Genomic DNA, 17,539 nt, shown 5'->3' on the forward strand with positions numbered 1-17,539 from the left:
GTACTCCTCCTAGATAATTTCATTGATACGTTTATAATAAACGCAACCGATTGCGTAAGTCAATATAAATAAAGCAGAATTTTTTAGCGGGGATTTAAAATAAAGAAATGAAAAGATAATTTTCCTGGAAAACATTAACTGTTTTGATAATAAGTTACTACTAAATGCGAAAAGAAAATGATTCTTCTGATAGCGACTGCTTGGGTAGAAAGTGAATAAAATCAAAAATAAAGCATTTACAAAAAAAGAAACAAAGGCTATAATAACTAACAACGAAACCGATTGCATAAAGGAGAGCAGGAGTTATGAAGAAATTATTTAATTTTGAGTTTTGGCAAAAATTTGGGAAAGCTTTAATGGTTGTTGTGGCAGTGATGCCAGCTGCGGGTTTGATGATCAGTATCGGGAAATCTATCCCGTTGATTGACCCTAACTTAGCTTTTTTAGTAACAACGGGTGGTGTCATTGAAAATATTGGTTGGGCGATCATCGGGAATTTACATCTGTTGTTTGCTTTAGCAATAGGTGGAAGTTGGGCAAAAGAGCGTGCAGGTGGTGCTTTTGCGGCAGGGATCTCATTTGTTTTGATCAACCGGATCACGGGAGCGATTTTCGGAGTGACGAGTGAGATGCTAGCAAATGAAGATGCCTTTACCCATACATTATTTGGCACGAAGATCATGGTCAAAGGATTTTTTACCAGCGTATTAGAGGCACCTGCGTTGAATATGGGCGTGTTTGTAGGGATTATTGCTGGTTTTGTTGGTGCAATGGCCTATAATAAATATTACAATTATCGTAAATTGCCTGATGCGTTATCTTTCTTTAATGGAAAACGATTTGTTCCTTTTGTAGTGATTCTTTGGTCAACGATTGTAGCTTTAGTATTGGCTGTTGTCTGGCCAAATGTCCAAGCAGGTATTAATAATTTTGGTCTTTGGATTGCTCAGTCACAAGAAAGTGCACCGGTTTTAGCGCCATTTCTTTATGGTACCTTAGAAAGATTATTGTTACCTTTTGGTTTGCATCATATGTTGACGATTCCGATCAATTATACGCAATTAGGGGGCACGTATGAAATCTTATCTGGTGCACAAGCAGGAACGCAAGTCTTTGGACAAGATCCTTTATGGTTAGCTTGGGCTACTGATTTGGTCAATTTAAAAGGTGCGGGGGATTTGTCACAGTATGAATTTGTGTTGAACAACTGGACACCAGCTCGTTTTAAAGTGGGACAAATGATTGGTTCTTCTGGTATTTTAATGGGGTTAGCTTTAGCCATGTATCGAAATGTTGATCTTGATAAAAAAGCGCGCTATCGTTCCATGTATTTCTCAGCTGCATTAGCTGTTTTTCTAACAGGGGTTACTGAACCATTAGAATTTATGTTTATGTTTGCTGCAGTTCCACTTTATATTGTTTATTCTGTGATCCAAGGGGCAGCATTTGCAATGGCAGATTTATTACCGTTACGTGTTCATTCCTTTGGAAACATCGAATTGTTAACTAGAACGCCTCTAGCGATGAAAGCTGGACTTGGTGGCGATTTGCTTAACTTCGTCATTTGCGTCATTTTGTTTGGAGTTGTTACGTACTTTGTGGCAAACTTCATGATCAAAAAATTCAATTTTGCTACACCAGGGCGTAATGGTAATTATGATAGTGACAGTAACGATAGCAATGGGAATGGAGAACAAACGACAGTCCAAGCTGGCACGTCAGACCCACAAATCATCAAAATCATTCACTTATTAGGCGGGAAAGATAATATCAAAGATGTAGATGCATGTATGACACGGTTACGTGTGAGTGTAGCTGATCGTGAGAAAGTAGGTTCAGAAGAAGAATGGAAACGTGCAGGCGCTATGGGGCTAATCGTCAAAGATAATGGTGTACAAGCTGTCTATGGTCCAAAAGCCGATGTATTAAAATCAGATATCGAAGATTTGCTTCGATCGGGGGCGCCTATCCCAGCTCCAGTAGAAGAAGTTGTTGTTGAAAAAGAAACAGCTAAAAATCAAACGTTAGGTATACGAAAAGAGTTGCAGACTGTAGCAGCTGGTGAAGTGATAGACTTGGCAACAGTCAATGATCCTGTTTTTTCAAAGAAAATGATGGGGGATGGCTTTGCTGTTATTCCAACGACTGGTGAAGTTGTGGCACCTATTACTGGGAAAGTAGTTAGTATTTTTCCAACCAAACATGCTATTGGAATGGAAACAGAAGAAGGTGCAGAAGTACTAATCCATATGGGAATCGACACAGTCCAAATGGATCAACCAGCTTTTGAAATCCTGGTAACAGAAGGTCAAACCGTTGAAGCAGGAGCAAAACTGGCACAAATGAATCTAACCGAAATCAAAAATGAAGGAAAAGATATAACGATTATGGTGGTATTTACGGATGGGAAAGTCAATGAAATGATTCTCAAACATTTAGGACCAACGGAATTAGGAACAGTAATTGGCGAAATAAAACTGTGATCATTATAAAAGACACCCAACAATAATGAGTAAGATGACCAGTACCAAATTTAATTCCTTATTTGGTTTCCGATAGTCAGTTTTTCTGTTTCTCAAATAAGTCTGAAAACACGAAAACGCTATACTTCGTTTTTGAGTTCTCAGACTTATTTTTTTGAATATCTGCGAGCAGGTAAACAATCACAGCTAATAATCCATCGCTATCCTATCATAAAAGAAATGAAGTAAGTTTTAATCAATAAGGAGAATTGAAGATGAAGATGATGACTTTGAATACACATAGCTGGTTAGAAGAATCACCAGAAGAAAAGATGCGCCAGATCGTAGATAAAATCTGTCAAGCAGATTATGATGTGATTGCTTTACAAGAAGTCAATCAATTAATCACTTCCGAAAGTATCGTGAATGAAGAATTAAACAAATTTTGTCCAGTTATAGAACAATCGCCCGTCCATGTCGATAATTTTGCTTATTGTTTGGTGCGCTACTTAGCCAAACAAGGGAAAGACTATTATTGGAGTTGGGAAATGAGTCATGTCGGTTATGGGATTTATGAAGAGGGGAATGCGCTGCTTTCTAAGACACCACTAACCAGTGAAGCAATCTATGTTTCTGAAACAAAGCAAAAAGAGGATTACCACACTCGGAAAATTTTGATCTGTCAGACGATGATCGATGACCAAACAATCACTCTAGCAAGCTGTCATTTTTCTTGGTGGATAGATGAAACGAAGGGCTTTGCTTTTGAATGGCATTGCTTGATGGAACACTTAGCTAATCTCTCAAATCCGCTGTTTTTAATGGGGGATTTTAACAACCCAGCAGGAGAGGCAGGCTATCGCTTGGTTGAAAAAAGCCCTCTTGCGATTGTCGATTCCTATACTGTTGCCCAAGAAGTTCATGGTCAGGCAACCATTGAACAGAAAATCGATGGATGGGAAACGAATACAGAGCAGTTAAGAATCGATTATATCTATGTACCACAGGAATTCTCAGTTCCTTTTTATCGTAGTATTTTTGATGGAAAACAAGAAATCATTGTAAGTGACCATTATGGAGTAGAGATAACGGTCAGCCCCATTCAATAAAATAATCAAAAAGTCCCATAGAAAGAAAAATGGATACATCCTTTCCATGGGACTTTTTGTTTGCAGCAGCTTCAGCTACGTGCAGAAATTTGATTAGATAATGAAATGACTGTTAGTGCGATGGGAAGCACCAAGGAGGAAGGCAATAAAATTCTCTGTTTCTTTGGTCTCTGCATTGTTTTTTTAACTCGGCTGGACTTTTTTTCCGATTGGCAGAAATGAATTCTCGGACATTTTTCAAGGAGTCGGACTCTTTAGTTACCGGTGTATTTTTTTGTAAATTGGTATTATGTAGTACTTCCTCATGTAAAATATCAAAATGGTCTATAAATCGATCTTTATCGGAATCGGTTAGAATTGGCAAGTTATCTAAAAGATTCAAAAGTACAACGAGGGAATCTTTGATTTTAGGCTCATGAGGTTGCAGAACTTCACCGCTAGGCTCACGATGTGGCAGTTCATTAATTAACTGCTCTATGATGCTTGTCAGCTCTTTTACCTCTTCAGGAGAGTTTGCAGTTTTTTTTAAAATGTCTAAAATGGTATTTCTTTTAGAATAATCTTGGTCATTAATACAAGTTGATTCACTCGTTGACCGAACATTTGAAATGGGCGTAGGTGATCGATCACCAATTACAGTTACATATAGCGGCTCAGTCTTACTATTTGGCAGCTCATACAGCTGTTCATTAGTTGATTCTTTAATTGATAGCGAATCCTCAGGTAGATCTTTAAGTATCATTTCAAGGTGAGACTCAGTATTAAGGGTAGTATTCGTAGATTGATGAACAAAAGCATGTCCGATTTTTTTTTTCAAAGTCAATTGTCGATTCGTTGTTTGAGGCATATGTATCACTCCTTCTTTTCTGTATTCTAGTATAGTTTATAAAAGAAGAGAGTAAATAAATATTTTTTCTTATGTTTAGAAAAAAAAGTAGCTACTAACACGATTCGTTTATTAGGACTACTATATTTGACGATTTGTTTGCTATTTTATAAAAAGGTATAAAAAAGAAACAGCTTCCGTGTTGAGAATTTATCTTTTTGATCCACAGAAGCAAGTCCCTTATTTTTTAGTTATCCTCCCAACCTGGTAACGATTTTTGACAAAGAGTCCGATCAAAACGAACCAACCAATCAGGAAGAATGTCATCACAAAGTAAAAGAAAATTGGTAAATCATAATAGAGAGTGATCTCATTGATTCCATTGTGCTGTTTGACGATAGGAGTACCGATATCTGTTAATTGATAATCTGTCAATTTTTTGCCGTGTTGCAGTAACACTGTGCGGTCATAGACAATGACTGGTAAATGGACAGTTTCTTCCCCAGTGTTTTTCCATTTGATCGTTAAACGTCCTCCAGGATGAGATTTAATGAACGTGGTTTCTCCTTCCAAGATTTCTTCATTATAGCGATCATATTTATTTGCTTTAGTTTCATGATAGATTGGTAGATAATCGGGTGTTGTCTTTTGAAAAACGAATAAACTAGTAGACATATCATGGTCATAAAATGTTTTTCTTGCCTCTGCTGGTGTATCAAAGAGATACGTGTGACGGCTGACAAATGTTTCGTCTTGCCATTTATCCAGATGCTGATAGAGGTTTTGGATCGTTTGTGCAGAAGCGACAAAGAGAAATAGGACACTCAACGCACGATACCAATTTTTCTTTTCCCATTGATTTAGAGCAAGTGCTAAAAAGAGTAGAAAGAGCAAGGTAAATGGGACAAAGAAACGAAAAGGAAACTGGATCAAGCTTACGAAAGGTACCTCTTTTTCCACTAGTGTTGTCCAAGGGATCAAACTGGTTGAAAGTAGGAAGAATCCAAGACTTGTGCGTAAAAGTAACTTTGTAAAAATGTCGTAGTGACGGCGGAAAAGAAGATACAGTATTAGTCCGATCAATAAAAAAATTGGGAAAATCTTGGGATACGCTAGCCAATAGCTGCCATCCAGATTGATTGCTTTTTGGCTCATCTCTCGGTTGACAAAAGGTGGCAAAATCTTATTTCCACCATAGACGATAGCTAATCCTGCCCAAATATTTGCTGTTAGTACAAAATAAAAGAGGACAGATTTGATCAGTTGCCCGATTGCTTTGCCTTTTTCTGTCTGAGTAAAGAAATAATAAAGATAAAAAGGGATATACATCAGTACCAACATAACGGTGGACAGTAAGTGGATCTGAGTCATCAGTGCAATTGAAAAGGTAACTTTCAAGACAGGAAATTTTTTATGAACAACAAAGTCCACTAATGGAATCATGCATAAGGGATAAAAACAGGTGCCCCAACTGGTAAAGCCCTGATTGACTGCCCAATATTGAATGGAATAAGTCGTCATAAATAATACCGAGATTGGTATGCTGACCCATTTTTTCACCTGAACATAATTCAATAGTGTCAACATCGACCAACCAGAAATCACAAAGAGAATAAAGTTTGATAAGATTTGATAGTGGAACCAACTGCCTGAAACTAAAACGATCAAGCCTTGAAAATAAGCAAACAACGGACCATAGATCGCATTGACGATACGCCCGCTTTGCTGAAATCCATACATGGAAGGGAAATAATGGAAATCCCAATTAGCGAATTGTTCAGCGGCATCGTAAAAACGGTTATAATGAAATGGTGCATCTGCTCCAATGATAAGGTCATGTGTTAGGATATTTGGCATAACAAATAAGAATGCAAATAGTAAAATTGTCAAATACGGAACATATTTTTTCAATTGTCATACTCCTTTTTTGATAGTGTAACTTATTTAATCATAAAGCTTACCTAAAAGAGTGGCAAGAAATTCGAAAAAATATGAAAAAAATTATCATTATTACAGGAAATTTTCAAAATACATCCTTTGTTGCTCGCTTTATTTAGATCAATAGTTAATTAAAAAAACAGCCATAGTATGAGATGCTATGGTTGTTTTTCCCTATTCGTATAAGACTAATAGTCAAATCTACGAATGATTCTTATTTTATCCGTTTATAGTTTTTATCAAAATAACGACCTTCTCGGATATCACTAGGCATTCCTTCATAAGGAGCTTCACTAATGACATCTTCATTATTGAGACCAGCGTCGCCCATATAAGTAATGTTAGCGAACTCTGGTACTAACAATTTTGGATAAGTTTCATATTTTTCACGTGCTGCTTCCATCTCAGCTATATGTTCATTTTGGAAAGTAACTGTGATCTCAGGATGTTCTTCAACCCATTTAGGAAAGAAAATCGTTCCATGTAATTTTTTTTCATTGGGCGTGAAATCCAAGGCCACGTCAGTACCAGTTGGTTCAGTCCAAGTAATTTTGAAGACGCCATCTGTTAACTTAACGATATCTGCTTCTTGATCTTTGACCCAACGGCCTTTGACCATTCCGCCGTGAATTCGATAGTCGACAGTATGGTCATTTTTAGCATACCATTCATATTCCCAACCATTATCGTACGTATAAATAAAGTGTGTACCAATAAAATCTTCTAGATCTTTAAATTCTTTCATGAAACAACAGCTCCTTTTAAATTAAAACATGTAATAAAGTACATGTTTTTGATTACGTGATTATGATAGAATGAATAAAAAGATTTGTCAAGGAGGAGAGAGCATGGCGAGAAAAAATACGCTACGCTATATTTTGTTAGGATTGTTGAGTAAAAGAAAGATGACAGGCTATGAATTAAACCAATCGTTCAAAAATGAAATCGGTGAGTTTTGGCAAGCGAAGCATAGTCAAATTTATCCTGAATTAGCAAGAATGGAAGAACGAGGGATCATCAAACATGAAGTTGAAATTACAGGGATGAAATTGGAGAAGAAAGTCTATCAATTAACGGATGAAGGAAAGGCATTGTTAAACGAATGGATTCGGACGCCAACGAATGAATTACCAGTCAATCGAGATGAGTTTGTGTTGAAATTATATTTTGTGAAAGATGTGAATGATCCGATGTTGAGAGAGATCATTGAGCAGCAAAGGGATCTTCATGAAGAAAAGCGAGCGCATCTATTGGCACGTCAAGAGAGGATATTTCCAACAAGAAAAGAACAAGAAGAAAATTATGGACACTATTTGATTTTATCCCATGCGATCAATCGAGAAACAGAATATGCGAATTGGTTGACGGGCGTATTAGAAGAGCAAAAAAGACAGAAATAATAAATGGAATAGAGAATATAAGATAAACTTAATTGAATAACTTCATTTAATGATAGTAGTGAATTGAAAAAGATAGAAAAGAAGCAAAAAATGTAGTCGATTATCGTCAATTTCTTAAACTGTTTTGGTAAAACACATGAGAAATTGGGAGAATTGACTACATTTTATTTTCCATTGCTTAAAGATTTTTCAATAATTGTTCGAAATCAATTTTTTCGCTTACGGGGACAATTTTATACGTGAGTTCATCTGTTGCTTCATCGTGGATGATATAAAGTTTTGAGTCTTCAGTTGTCTCTTTGAAATCACCGATCAATAAAACAGTATATCTTTCATCAATCAATTCGATTTCTTTGATTGCTTTGGAAAAAACTTTGCGGACATGCTTCATTTTTTTTAGACGTTCTTCGGCTTTTTCAGCTGATTTGTTCAACGTATAGCCTTCATCTAAATATTTTTTGATAATCTCAACCTTGATAACAGTAGGTAATTGATATTTTCGAGGACAATTCACACCAGTAGAAACGGAACGAATGAATTCTTTTTGTTCCCAATATCGTAACTGACGTGGAGACACACCGACAATTTCACTTAGTTCACTGATTCCTACCAGTAAATGATCATTTTCTAATAAACGTTTCAGGGATGCTCCTACCATTTTTGTCCCTCCTTTTGTTGTCTAACTTTCCTTAATTATACTTGGGATAACTTATGTGTCAAGTAGGTTGACAAATGAACGAAATAGGACTAAAGTATTCAAGTGGTTTCAGAAAGAATTCAGAAAGAAGGAGAAATATGAATAAAAATCAACCCGTAGATATTTACGGCAAACCATATAATCGGACACTATTAGTTGTCGTTTTATTGATTGGTACCTTTTGTACGGTATTAAATCAAACCTTATTAACTACAGCTTTTCCTACGCTGATGAAAGATTTTGATATCTCTGCATCAAGTGTTCAATGGCTAACAACAGGGTTCTTATTGGTTAACGGAATCATGATTCCGATTACTGCTTGGCTGATCAATAAATTTAGTTCAAGAAGTTTATATTTATCAGCAATGTCAGTCTTTTTAATCGGAACAATTACCTGTTTTGTTGCCCCTAACTTTAGTACTTTATTGATTGGACGTTTGATCCAAGCCTGTGGTGTGGGTGTTTCAATGCCTTTATTACAAAATATTATGTTATCGATTTTCCCACCAGAAAAAAGAGGATCTGCCATGGGGATGTCAGGAATCGTTATTGGATTGGCTCCAGCTTTAGGACCAACATTATCAGGTTATATTATTGATAACTATCATTGGCGTGATCTATTTGGTATGGTCTTACCAATTGTCGTCTTAGTTTTGGTCTTAGCCTTTTTCTTGATGCGAAGCGTTATTCCGTTATCAAATCCAAGTATCGATATTCTATCTGCTATCCTTTCAACAATTGGATTTGGTAGTTTGCTTTATGGCTTTTCAAGTGTCGGTGACGCTGGATGGGGCAGTGCGAAAGTGATCGGCTTCTTGATCGTAGGGGTAATATTTATTGCCTTATTTGCATGGCGCCAACTTCGTTTGGAAAATCCATTCTTGGAACTGCGTGTATTTAAATCATCAACCTTTACGATTGCAGCAGTTTTAGCTGGTGTAACGAATATGGCGATGGTCGGTGCTGAAATGGTTGTTCCTCTATATATCCAAAATATCCGTGGTGAATCAGCTTTTCATTCTGGCTTGATGTTACTACCCGGTGCCTTGATTATGGGGGCGATGATGCCGATCACAGGTGCGATCTTTGATAAACACGGTGCAAAACGTTTAGCGATTGTCGGGATGTTCGTGCTAACCGCTGCAACAGCACCATTTGCTTTCTTAACAAAAACAACGCCTGTTTTATATATTGTTGTTCTTTATGCGATTCGGATGTTTGGGATCTCTATGGTTATGATGCCAGTAACAACATCTGGTATGAATGCTTTACCAAACAAACTGATCAGTCATGGGACTGCAGTAAACAATACCTTCCGACAAATTGCTAGTTCGATTGGGACAGCTATTTTGATCAGTGTATTGACCAATGTAACAAAAGATAATCTACCTGCAAAATCAGTCTTAGAAAGCACGCCTTTAACTTATAAAGACCAAGCGATCAATGCGACATTATCTGGTTACCACGCAGCATTCTTTGTGGCGATCGTCTTTGGTGTGATTGGTTTTGTGATTGCCTTCTTATTGAAGAGAAAAGAACCTGTTCTAGCGAAAGCGGGGGATAAAGCATGATTATTTTCGTATTGATCATTAGTTTAGTGGCTTTTGCCCTAATGAATATCTTTGCAAAAAAAGCTTGGCAAACAATTGTATCATTACTTTTTGGGTTAGTCTTTGTGGCATCCTTAGGGTTGATCGTGGCTAATTTATCCAACCATTTTGGCATGGAAAAAGTAACTGAAACGAAAACCACTAACATCGTATCAAGTGCTGATTCAGATAGTGCAAATATGCTTTTATATCAAGCGTTAGGTGACGGGACTGAAAAAGTCTACCTTTACCGTACGAGTGAAGACCAAAAGAAACCAAAAGCTACCGGTACTGATAATGAAACCAATAAAGTAGAACGTACGACTGGTCAAGCGCAAAAAGTAGCAAAAACAACTTATTGGGTCTATAAAAATGATATGTATAAATTCTGGTTCAATCTAGCGGACAATAACCACGAGTATGCAAGTCGTGTGAACACCTTTAAAATTCCAGCTGATTGGATCGAATTAAGTACGGATCAAGCAAAAACATTAGCGCAACGAGTAAAAGAACAACAAAGTACGATGGAAAGCGACGCAAAGGCTTTTGTACAAGAAGGTCTGATGAAAGCTATGACTGAAAATCCAGCCATGACGCCAGAAGAACAAGCAACCTTGTCAAAAGAATTAGCAACGCAATTCCAACAACAAGCATTAACGAAATTAGTTGAAGAAGTCAAAGCCAATAAATAGTCAGCTAATCAAGTAAGTGCAAGAATCAGTTAATTTCAAAAAGGGCTCCTCCCTACAGTTGAACGATCAGCTGTGGAGGGTCCTTTTTTTTGTTATACTGAACAAAAAAGGAGTGGGGAAATGCAAAAAAAATATTCTTTCCAGTCAAAAATTTATGCTTCTGAAATAGGCAAGGGTGGCGCATATATCATTTTTCCTTATGATCTCAGAGAAGAGTTTGGTGTAGGTCGAGTCAAAGTTCAAGCGACATTTGATGAAGTAGCATATGAGGGAAGTATTGTGAATATGGGGGTGAAAAACGAAGATGGAACAATTTGCTACATCTTAGGGATACGTAAAGATATTCGTAAAAAAATTGAGAAAGACATCGGTGATATCGTTTCTGTAGAAGTGATTCCAAAAAATTAAAGCAGAAGATAGTTGTCTTCTGCTCATTTTTTATTAACTACCATGATGGATTTGCCACAATCCGATCTATTTTTCTAACTCAATTTCTCCGATTCCTTTCAATTCGAGATAAATCGAGGCTTGTTGATCATATCCAGAATAGTCAAAAGTCATATCCCAATAGTTATTTGACCCTTCAGTAACAGAAGTAAATTTAGAATATGGGTAATAGGTTGTCGTCTTTTCAGTTACTATTTTTAATTGAATATTGTTGTCGGCATTACTTTTTGGTTTTGGCAACTTTTTCAAAAAGTCTTGTTCATCTTTAAAACGAATGACAAAATTAGTAGGATATGCCATTGCTCGCTCAATCGGTAAAAGGTGATTATTTTTTGGAGTAAAATTTATTTCGTCAAAATAGTTGATCTTACTTGTATCAATAGGTAGTTCCCATTCGCCTTTAAAAATAGAATATGTTTTTGGGTCACTTGTTCTGTAGGCTGTGATGCCATTGATTTGTATGGTTGTCTCTTCAAGAGAGGGAACCGAGCCCGTTTTTGTAGGATGTAGATTGTAAATAAATTCCAATGTGTTTGTTTCTCGATCAATGGTCTGTTCCTCATTGATCGAACGGAATAGCGACAAGTCTTCTTTTTCTTCTGCTAGACCTGAACGAAAATCAATCAAATACTGATCTTGCCCATTTTTGATCCCAAAATTTAATCCATATTTCTCCCATTTTTTGTTTAAAAGCTCCGAGTTTTTTGGAAGATGAACAGTAAAATGTAACCCTAGTTCATTTTTATCTACATAGAGTTCTGTTAACTGTATATCTGCTTTTTTATCATAAGCTGTAAGTTGTTGGCTGGAAATAAACCCTTCATGATTCAATGTTTCAGAAGTAAATTTCCCAAACCGTAAAAAATTAGCAGTTGCAGTGCCTAAGGGTGAGTAAGCATACAAACAGATACTTATGAGAAATACGGCAACAGCTATCAAATAACCCCGTTTTTTTATGTAGTTTTTAAGTGGAACCTGTTTCTCCTTTCGTATAGAGTCATAGGTGGCTTCTAATTTGGTTCGTACTTCTGAGGGTAAGCGTTCCTCTTTTTTGAGTTCTTCCATAAATTTCTTTTCAGAAATAGTCATTTTTTCTCCTCCTAGCTCTCCTCTATTTTTAGTAGTTTTTTCCCTCGAGCAAGGTGTGTCTTCACTGTATTGACTGGTTCAGATAATATCGTGCTGATTTCTTTGATGGAAAACCCATTATAGTAATAGAGCACCAACGGAATTCGATATTTCAAATCTAATTTTTGTAGCATGTGTTTTAATTCCATTGAACGTATCGTTGTATTTTTTTCTTCCTCGTATTCTACATAAAAAGTTTCTTTCTTTGATTTTTTGAGAATTTTTTTGCAATTATTAATGAGAATTTTGCATAACCAGGTGTTAAAATATTCTGGTTTTTGCACGCTTTGGATATTTTTGTAGGCCGTCAATGCTGTTTCTTGTAAACAATCTGCAATATCTTCTGAATTGTTCAAAAACTTACGCGCTGTATTATAGAGAACAGCTTCATAACTTTTAAACAATTGGACAAATGCCTCTTTATCTCCCTCCTTTGCTTTTTTTACTAAAAATAAATCACTGGGCACACGATTTTCCTCCCACTTCATAAAGATTTTTTCTCTTACATCTATTAGAGTCAAATAAATAGGAAAAAGTTTCAAATACATAAAAATAATTTTGGCTATTTAAGCGTTTTCTAAAAGATGCATATTCTATCATTTAACTGTAAAAAACATAGGTACAGAAATAGGGAATAACTACAGCTCTAAAGTTGCAATTGGAGAAGCAATATGTGCTGGGGGGGTCTACACGCAAGAGTGGTACATCTACTATTCTTACAATCCAGTCAACAGTGCATGCTATGTTGTTTCTAACACATAATATTACTGACTAAAAAATAAAGAAGAAACTGAGCTAAAACTTGTCTCAGTTTCTTCTAGTATCTCTAAAAAAGAATAAATAGTGTTCAAAGTCTGACCTTCGGCAATAAGCCGAAATTGTCCAAAAATTTGAGAAGAACCAAGTAGACGACAATCAACAGGGAAAACAAGTATTTGTGTTTCTTGTCAATTGCCGGAAATTCCTTCTTATTTCTTGCTGCTAAGGACTTCTCAATCTCTTTCAAACAATATCAATCGTTTATTCTGCACGCAGAGCAATCGCTGCATCTTTTTTAGCAGCCATTCTTGCTGGGATGTGCCCACCTAACATCGTTAAGATCGTAGAGACGATCACGAGGATCAGTGCATGGAGTGGGTTCAATTGAGCCACATTTTTTAGATCAGTCATTTGATAGAGTAAATGATTGATTGGGAACGTTGCTAACCAAGCAATCAAAACACCTAATAAGCCCGAAGAAATTCCTAAGATACAAGTTTCTGCATCAAAGACACGAGTGATATCTTTTTTACGAGCCCCTAATGCTTTTAACACCCCGATTTCTTTGGTACGTTCGATGACTGAAGTATACGTGATAATACTGATCATGATCATACTTGTCACTAGTGAGATACCAGCAAAAGCAACCAATACATAAGTGATGGCATCCATCAAACCACCAGTCAATTCAGTCATTGTTCCTGCTAAGTCAGAGTAAATGATTTTATCTTCTTCTGCTTTTCCTTTGTTGTAAGCATCTAAGTAATCAAGGATTTTTTCTTTGTCACCAAAGTTATTTGGATAGATCATGATGCTAGTTGGAATGCTGTCACCGCCTAAATAGCTGATCAGTGATTGTTTAGCTGTTTCATCCACTTTTTCGTTGGACATCACATTCGTATCACTATCTTTTTGCGCTTTTACAATCTCAGAATCTTTATTTTCGTTAACGATTTGTGTCGTTAATTGATCACTATATGCGATTCCAGGGGAAAGAAGATTCATTGTTGAAGAAGATTTTACTCGTAAAATCCCTGCAATCTTTACTTCACTCGTTGAATTAGCATACATCGTATCGTAATCAGTATTTGGAATAAAGTTGCCAGTAGGTAATTTCGTGTAGTAATCATTGTTGTTGATCACTTTGAAAGTTGTCCCAACAATGCGATCAAAGTCTAATTTTTGACCGTCTTTTACATCAAAGCCCAGGTTTTTCAAGGCATTGATATTTGTATTGTTGTTACCATCTACGATCAAGACCACGTCATTCGCAGAAGCAGGATAACTGCCTGAAAGCAGTGAATAGTTCGCTTTTAAAAAGTTTTCTTTTTGATTGTCTAACTGTGTTGGAAAACTGGAAACACCGACACCCGTCATAGCAGACATCGTGCTTGATAATGATAATGATTCGTTTTCAGGGTTTTGGTTAGAGAAACTTACTGGTTGCACTTTACCATCAACTTGGCGAAGCATATTGATACCAGTAGCACGAGTAAAGCCAATATTATTACTTAAATTAGGATCGATATCTTTGACATAATCTACATAAGATTGGTCGATTTTATTGGTGTGCTGTGCTTTATCTTCATCACTGATTTTAGCAGTTACCTGTTTTGTATTTGGATAATCCGCTTTACTCGTACCCAATGAAGCAGAATCTGTTGAACGATTGGTTGTCACTTTGGAGATAGTGATCGGGAATTTTGCCATCGTTTCAGACTGTGTTTTATCAATTTGTTTTTGGAAGCCTGAAGATAATGCCAAGACGATCGCAATCCCGATGATCCCAATACTTGAAGCAAAGGACGTCAAAAATGTTCGCCCCTTTTTCGTGCGGATATTATTAAATGAAAGTTTCAAGGCTGTCCAGAAACTCATTTTTGTCCGACGTAAATTGAATTGATCATCTTTTGGTCGTTCGATATGAGGATGTGAATCTGCCAAGATTTTACCATCTGAAAATTCAATGATTCGATCTGCATATTGATGAGCAAGATCAGGGTTATGGGTAACCATGATTACTAGCTTCTCATTAGATAGTTCTTGGATCAATTCCATGATTTGGATACTTGTTTCGGTATCTAGTGCTCCAGTTGGTTCATCGCATAAGAGGATATCTGGATCGTTGGCTAAAGCACGGGCAATTGCGACCCGTTGCATTTGTCCGCCAGATAATTGGTTTGGTTTTTTGTGCATATGGTCCGTTAAACCGACACGGCGTAAGGCTTCCTCAGCCTTTTGGCGTTTTTCTTCTTTGGCCACACCGCTAAGTGTCATCCCTAATTCAACATTTTCGATGATTCCTAAATGTCCAATCAAGTTATAACTTTGAAAAATAAAACCAATCGAATTGTTTCGGTAAGCATCCCACTCACTATCTTTAAAGTCTTTTGTGGACTTTCCGTTGATCACCATATCTCCGGAATCATAGTTGTCTAAGCCACCGATGACATTCAACATCGTTGTTTTTCCTGAACCACTTGGACCAAGAATGGCAACAAATTCTTTTTTTCTAAAGGCAACAGATACGCCATCTAATGCTTTAGTCGTTGTTTCGCCAACTTTATAATATTTCTTTATATCTTTAAGTTGTAGCATATTCGTCCTTCTTTCTTATTAGAATATTCGGTATACTTAAAAGTATATCAGAACAATAAACGCAGTATAATCAATGAATGTTAACTCAATATGAACAATCAGAAAGAAACAAGAAATTTTTCAAAAAATCGAGGGAATAAAATGAACCGTATATTAGTAGTAGAAGATGATGAAAATTTACAATTGCTTTATCGTTCAGTATTAGAACATGCTGGGTTTTCGGTAGTCACAGCTAGTAGTGGAACAGAAGCACTAGCACGATTGGAAAATTTTCATGTAGAATTGATTATTACCGATATCATGATGCCTGAGATGGATGGTTATGAATTGTTGGAAAGTTTACGAGATGGGAAAATAGAGCTTCCTGTGCTGATGATCACGGCTAAAGCCGATTTTGAAGATAAAAAACGCGGTTTCCAGTTAGGAACGGATGATTACATGACGAAACCCGTAGATGTCAATGAAATGGTTTTACGTGTGGAAGCGTTATTAAGGCGAGCAAAAATCAATCATAGTAATCAATTGAACATTGGAAATACTACCTTAGATCAGGAAACGTATGAAGTGAGACAAAATGAAAAGGTTAGTGTGCTGCCTCAGAAAGAATTTCTTTTGCTTTACAAACTGTTAGCTTACCCGAATAAGATTTTTACGAGACAACAATTGATGGACGATATTTGGGGGTTGGATACAAATACAGAAGAACGAACGATCGATGTACATATCAAACGATTAAGGACACGTTTTGAAGCAAGTGAAGATTTTCAGCTCATCACCGTTAGAGGACTCGGGTATAAAGCGGAGGTCAAAAGATGAAAAAGAAATTATACTCTCAACTGTGGATCTACTTTGCTAGCATTGTGTTTGTTTCAATATTAGTGACTCTACTGTGCTTCTTAGGCTTTATTTTTTTGCTTTCTCATCAAAACGTTACGCCATCTGAAAGACCAACACTCTATCCGTTATTCGTTTTTGCTTTTTTTAGCATGATCGTCGGCACGGTAATCTCTGGCTTTGTCGGTCATAGGATCTTGAAGCCAATCAGTGAACTACGTAAAAATATGAGTAAAGTAGCTACAGGTGATTTTTCTATTCGAATGGAGGAACCTCCCAAAGTCGCAGAAGTCCAACAGTTATATAAAGATTTCAACGTGATGGTCCAAGAACTCAATAGCATCGAAACGCTAAGAAATGATTTTGTTTCGAGTGTTTCACATGAGTTTAAAACACCACTAGCGACGATCCAAGGCTATGTCCAATTGTTACAAGCACCAGATATTCCAGAAGAAGAGAAGCAAGTGTTTTTGCAACGATTGATTGAAAATATTACTCAGCTCTCACAGTTGACTGAAAATATCTTGAAACTAAATAAGTTAGAAAACCAAAGTGTCAAAATCGAAAAGCATAAATTTCGTTTAGATGAACAAATACGAGAAGTCATCGTGTTTTTGCAACCTAAATGGGAAGGGTTGAAGTTGCATATCGATTTGGATACGGTCTTTTATGAGGGAAACGAAGAATTTTTATACCAGGTGTGGTTGAATATCATGGATAATGCGATCAAGTATAATCAACCTGATGGCAAGATCGAAATTCGTTTGACTCAAAATGCTACAGATATTTTATTGGAAGTAACGGATTCAGGTGTAGGGATGAACGAAGAAACTCAAAATCGCATTTTTGAAAAATTTTATCAAGGAGACACAAGCCGTCAGATGGCTGGCAATGGCTTGGGATTGTCTTTGGTAAAAAAAATCCTTGAATTGCATGAGGGTACGATACGCTATAACAGCATTCCTGAGGTAGGAACCACAGCTGTGATCAGCTTGAAAAAATAAAAAGCTAAACTTTAATGATGAAGTAGTTGTTCTGTTCAATTGTTTTATTATGAACT

General features: G+C 36.6%; 15 protein-coding genes. 8 read left to right on the plus strand and 7 right to left on the minus strand.

Annotation, left to right across the window (positions count from 1 at the left end):
• The first annotated feature begins 305 nt into the window (after nucleotides 1–305).
• Nucleotides 306–2,483 (plus strand): PTS transporter subunit IIBC, encoded by a 2,178-nt coding sequence (locus AB3I42_RS06385; protein ID WP_131773346.1) that lies wholly within the window; start codon nucleotides 306–308, stop codon nucleotides 2,481–2,483.
• A gap of 254 nt (nucleotides 2,484–2,737) precedes the next feature.
• A complete protein-coding gene (locus AB3I42_RS06390; protein ID WP_010736923.1) occupies nucleotides 2,738–3,571 on the plus strand; it encodes an endonuclease/exonuclease/phosphatase family protein in 834 nt (277 codons plus the stop codon).
• 112 nt (nucleotides 3,572–3,683) lie between these two features.
• Here the strand turns inward: AB3I42_RS06390 and AB3I42_RS06395 are convergent, their stop codons facing one another.
• From AB3I42_RS06395 to AB3I42_RS06405, 3 genes are all read right to left on the minus strand, one after another.
• Nucleotides 3,684–4,418, minus strand: coding sequence for a hypothetical protein (locus AB3I42_RS06395; RefSeq protein ID WP_034866747.1), 735 nt, complete (start codon nucleotides 4,416–4,418; stop codon nucleotides 3,684–3,686).
• Between the two features lie 219 nt (nucleotides 4,419–4,637).
• Nucleotides 4,638–6,308, minus strand: a complete 1,671-nt coding sequence (locus AB3I42_RS06400; protein ID WP_181914277.1) for a hypothetical protein — start codon at nucleotides 6,306–6,308, stop codon at nucleotides 4,638–4,640.
• A gap of 241 nt (nucleotides 6,309–6,549) precedes the next feature.
• The gene (locus AB3I42_RS06405; RefSeq protein ID WP_010736926.1) at nucleotides 6,550–7,080 is read right to left on the minus strand and encodes a phenolic acid decarboxylase; all 531 of its coding nucleotides are present in this window, start codon (nucleotides 7,078–7,080) and stop codon (nucleotides 6,550–6,552) included.
• Between the two features lie 103 nt (nucleotides 7,081–7,183).
• On the opposite strand from AB3I42_RS06405, the gene AB3I42_RS06410 reads away from it, so the two are divergent.
• Nucleotides 7,184–7,735 (plus strand): PadR family transcriptional regulator, encoded by a 552-nt coding sequence (locus AB3I42_RS06410; protein WP_010736927.1) that lies wholly within the window; start codon nucleotides 7,184–7,186, stop codon nucleotides 7,733–7,735.
• Between the two features lie 178 nt (nucleotides 7,736–7,913).
• Here the strand turns inward: AB3I42_RS06410 and AB3I42_RS06415 are convergent, their stop codons facing one another.
• A complete protein-coding gene (locus tag AB3I42_RS06415) occupies nucleotides 7,914–8,393 on the minus strand; it encodes a MerR family transcriptional regulator (RefSeq protein ID WP_010720251.1) in 480 nt (159 codons plus the stop codon).
• A gap of 137 nt (nucleotides 8,394–8,530) precedes the next feature.
• On the opposite strand from AB3I42_RS06415, the gene AB3I42_RS06420 reads away from it, so the two are divergent.
• From AB3I42_RS06420 to AB3I42_RS06430, 3 genes are all read left to right on the plus strand, one after another.
• Nucleotides 8,531–10,003, plus strand: coding sequence for an MDR family MFS transporter (locus AB3I42_RS06420; protein ID WP_010736928.1), 1,473 nt, complete (start codon nucleotides 8,531–8,533; stop codon nucleotides 10,001–10,003).
• A complete protein-coding gene (locus AB3I42_RS06425; protein WP_010736929.1) occupies nucleotides 10,000–10,713 on the plus strand; it encodes a DUF4811 domain-containing protein in 714 nt (237 codons plus the stop codon). The genes AB3I42_RS06420 and AB3I42_RS06425 overlap by 4 nt, the downstream gene beginning before the upstream one ends.
• 120 nt (nucleotides 10,714–10,833) lie before the next feature.
• A complete protein-coding gene (locus tag AB3I42_RS06430; RefSeq protein ID WP_010736930.1) occupies nucleotides 10,834–11,121 on the plus strand; it encodes a DUF1905 domain-containing protein in 288 nt (95 codons plus the stop codon).
• Between the two features lie 66 nt (nucleotides 11,122–11,187).
• On the opposite strand, the gene AB3I42_RS06435 is transcribed toward AB3I42_RS06430, so the two are convergent.
• From AB3I42_RS06435 to AB3I42_RS06445, 3 genes are all read right to left on the minus strand, one after another.
• Entirely contained in the window at nucleotides 11,188–12,249 is a 1,062-nt protein-coding gene (locus tag AB3I42_RS06435) for a hypothetical protein (RefSeq protein WP_010736931.1), read from the minus strand.
• An 11-nt stretch (nucleotides 12,250–12,260) separates the two neighbouring features.
• The gene (locus AB3I42_RS06440) at nucleotides 12,261–12,776 is read right to left on the minus strand and encodes an RNA polymerase sigma factor (protein WP_014834318.1); all 516 of its coding nucleotides are present in this window, start codon (nucleotides 12,774–12,776) and stop codon (nucleotides 12,261–12,263) included.
• Between the two features lie 532 nt (nucleotides 12,777–13,308).
• A complete protein-coding gene (locus AB3I42_RS06445) occupies nucleotides 13,309–15,645 on the minus strand; it encodes an ATP-binding cassette domain-containing protein (protein ID WP_131773347.1) in 2,337 nt (778 codons plus the stop codon).
• 141 nt (nucleotides 15,646–15,786) lie between these two features.
• Here AB3I42_RS06445 and AB3I42_RS06450 point away from each other — a divergent pair, with 141 nt between their 5' ends.
• Together AB3I42_RS06450 and AB3I42_RS06455 are read left to right on the plus strand one after the other, a co-directional pair.
• Complete coding sequence (locus AB3I42_RS06450; RefSeq protein ID WP_010720244.1) at nucleotides 15,787–16,461, plus strand: response regulator transcription factor; 675 nt, start codon at nucleotides 15,787–15,789, stop codon at nucleotides 16,459–16,461.
• Nucleotides 16,458–17,483, plus strand: a complete 1,026-nt coding sequence (locus AB3I42_RS06455; RefSeq protein WP_010736934.1) for a HAMP domain-containing sensor histidine kinase — start codon at nucleotides 16,458–16,460, stop codon at nucleotides 17,481–17,483. The genes AB3I42_RS06450 and AB3I42_RS06455 overlap by 4 nt, the downstream gene beginning before the upstream one ends.
• Nucleotides 17,484–17,539 lie beyond the last annotated feature (56 nt).

The sequence above is a fragment of the Enterococcus sp. C53 genome, from assembly GCF_040887425.1.
Classification (GTDB): Bacteria; Bacillota; Bacilli; order Lactobacillales; family Enterococcaceae; genus Enterococcus_B; species Enterococcus_B hirae.

What these genes read in the sequence shown, in the direction of transcription:
- AB3I42_RS06395 (WP_034866747.1), bottom strand. Translation starts at nt 4,418, where the DNA reads ATGCCTCAAACAACGAATCGACAATTGACTTTGAAAAAAAAAATCGGA.
- AB3I42_RS06430 (WP_010736930.1), top strand. Translation starts at nt 10,834, where the DNA reads ATGCAAAAAAAATATTCTTTCCAGTCAAAAATTTATGCTTCTGAAATA.
- AB3I42_RS06440 (WP_014834318.1), bottom strand. Translation starts at nt 12,776, where the DNA reads ATGAAGTGGGAGGAAAATCGTGTGCCCAGTGATTTATTTTTAGTAAAA.
- AB3I42_RS06425 (WP_010736929.1), top strand. Translation starts at nt 10,000, where the DNA reads ATGATTATTTTCGTATTGATCATTAGTTTAGTGGCTTTTGCCCTAATG.
- AB3I42_RS06415 (WP_010720251.1), bottom strand. Translation starts at nt 8,393, where the DNA reads ATGGTAGGAGCATCCCTGAAACGTTTATTAGAAAATGATCATTTACTG.
- AB3I42_RS06445 (WP_131773347.1), bottom strand. Translation starts at nt 15,645, where the DNA reads ATGCTACAACTTAAAGATATAAAGAAATATTATAAAGTTGGCGAAACA.
- AB3I42_RS06435 (WP_010736931.1), bottom strand. Translation starts at nt 12,249, where the DNA reads ATGACTATTTCTGAAAAGAAATTTATGGAAGAACTCAAAAAAGAGGAA.
- AB3I42_RS06420 (WP_010736928.1), top strand. Translation starts at nt 8,531, where the DNA reads ATGAATAAAAATCAACCCGTAGATATTTACGGCAAACCATATAATCGG.
- AB3I42_RS06390 (WP_010736923.1), top strand. Translation starts at nt 2,738, where the DNA reads ATGAAGATGATGACTTTGAATACACATAGCTGGTTAGAAGAATCACCA.
- AB3I42_RS06410 (WP_010736927.1), top strand. Translation starts at nt 7,184, where the DNA reads ATGGCGAGAAAAAATACGCTACGCTATATTTTGTTAGGATTGTTGAGT.
- AB3I42_RS06450 (WP_010720244.1), top strand. Translation starts at nt 15,787, where the DNA reads ATGAACCGTATATTAGTAGTAGAAGATGATGAAAATTTACAATTGCTT.
- AB3I42_RS06405 (WP_010736926.1), bottom strand. Translation starts at nt 7,080, where the DNA reads ATGAAAGAATTTAAAGATCTAGAAGATTTTATTGGTACACACTTTATT.
- AB3I42_RS06455 (WP_010736934.1), top strand. Translation starts at nt 16,458, where the DNA reads ATGAAAAAGAAATTATACTCTCAACTGTGGATCTACTTTGCTAGCATT.
- AB3I42_RS06385 (WP_131773346.1), top strand. Translation starts at nt 306, where the DNA reads ATGAAGAAATTATTTAATTTTGAGTTTTGGCAAAAATTTGGGAAAGCT.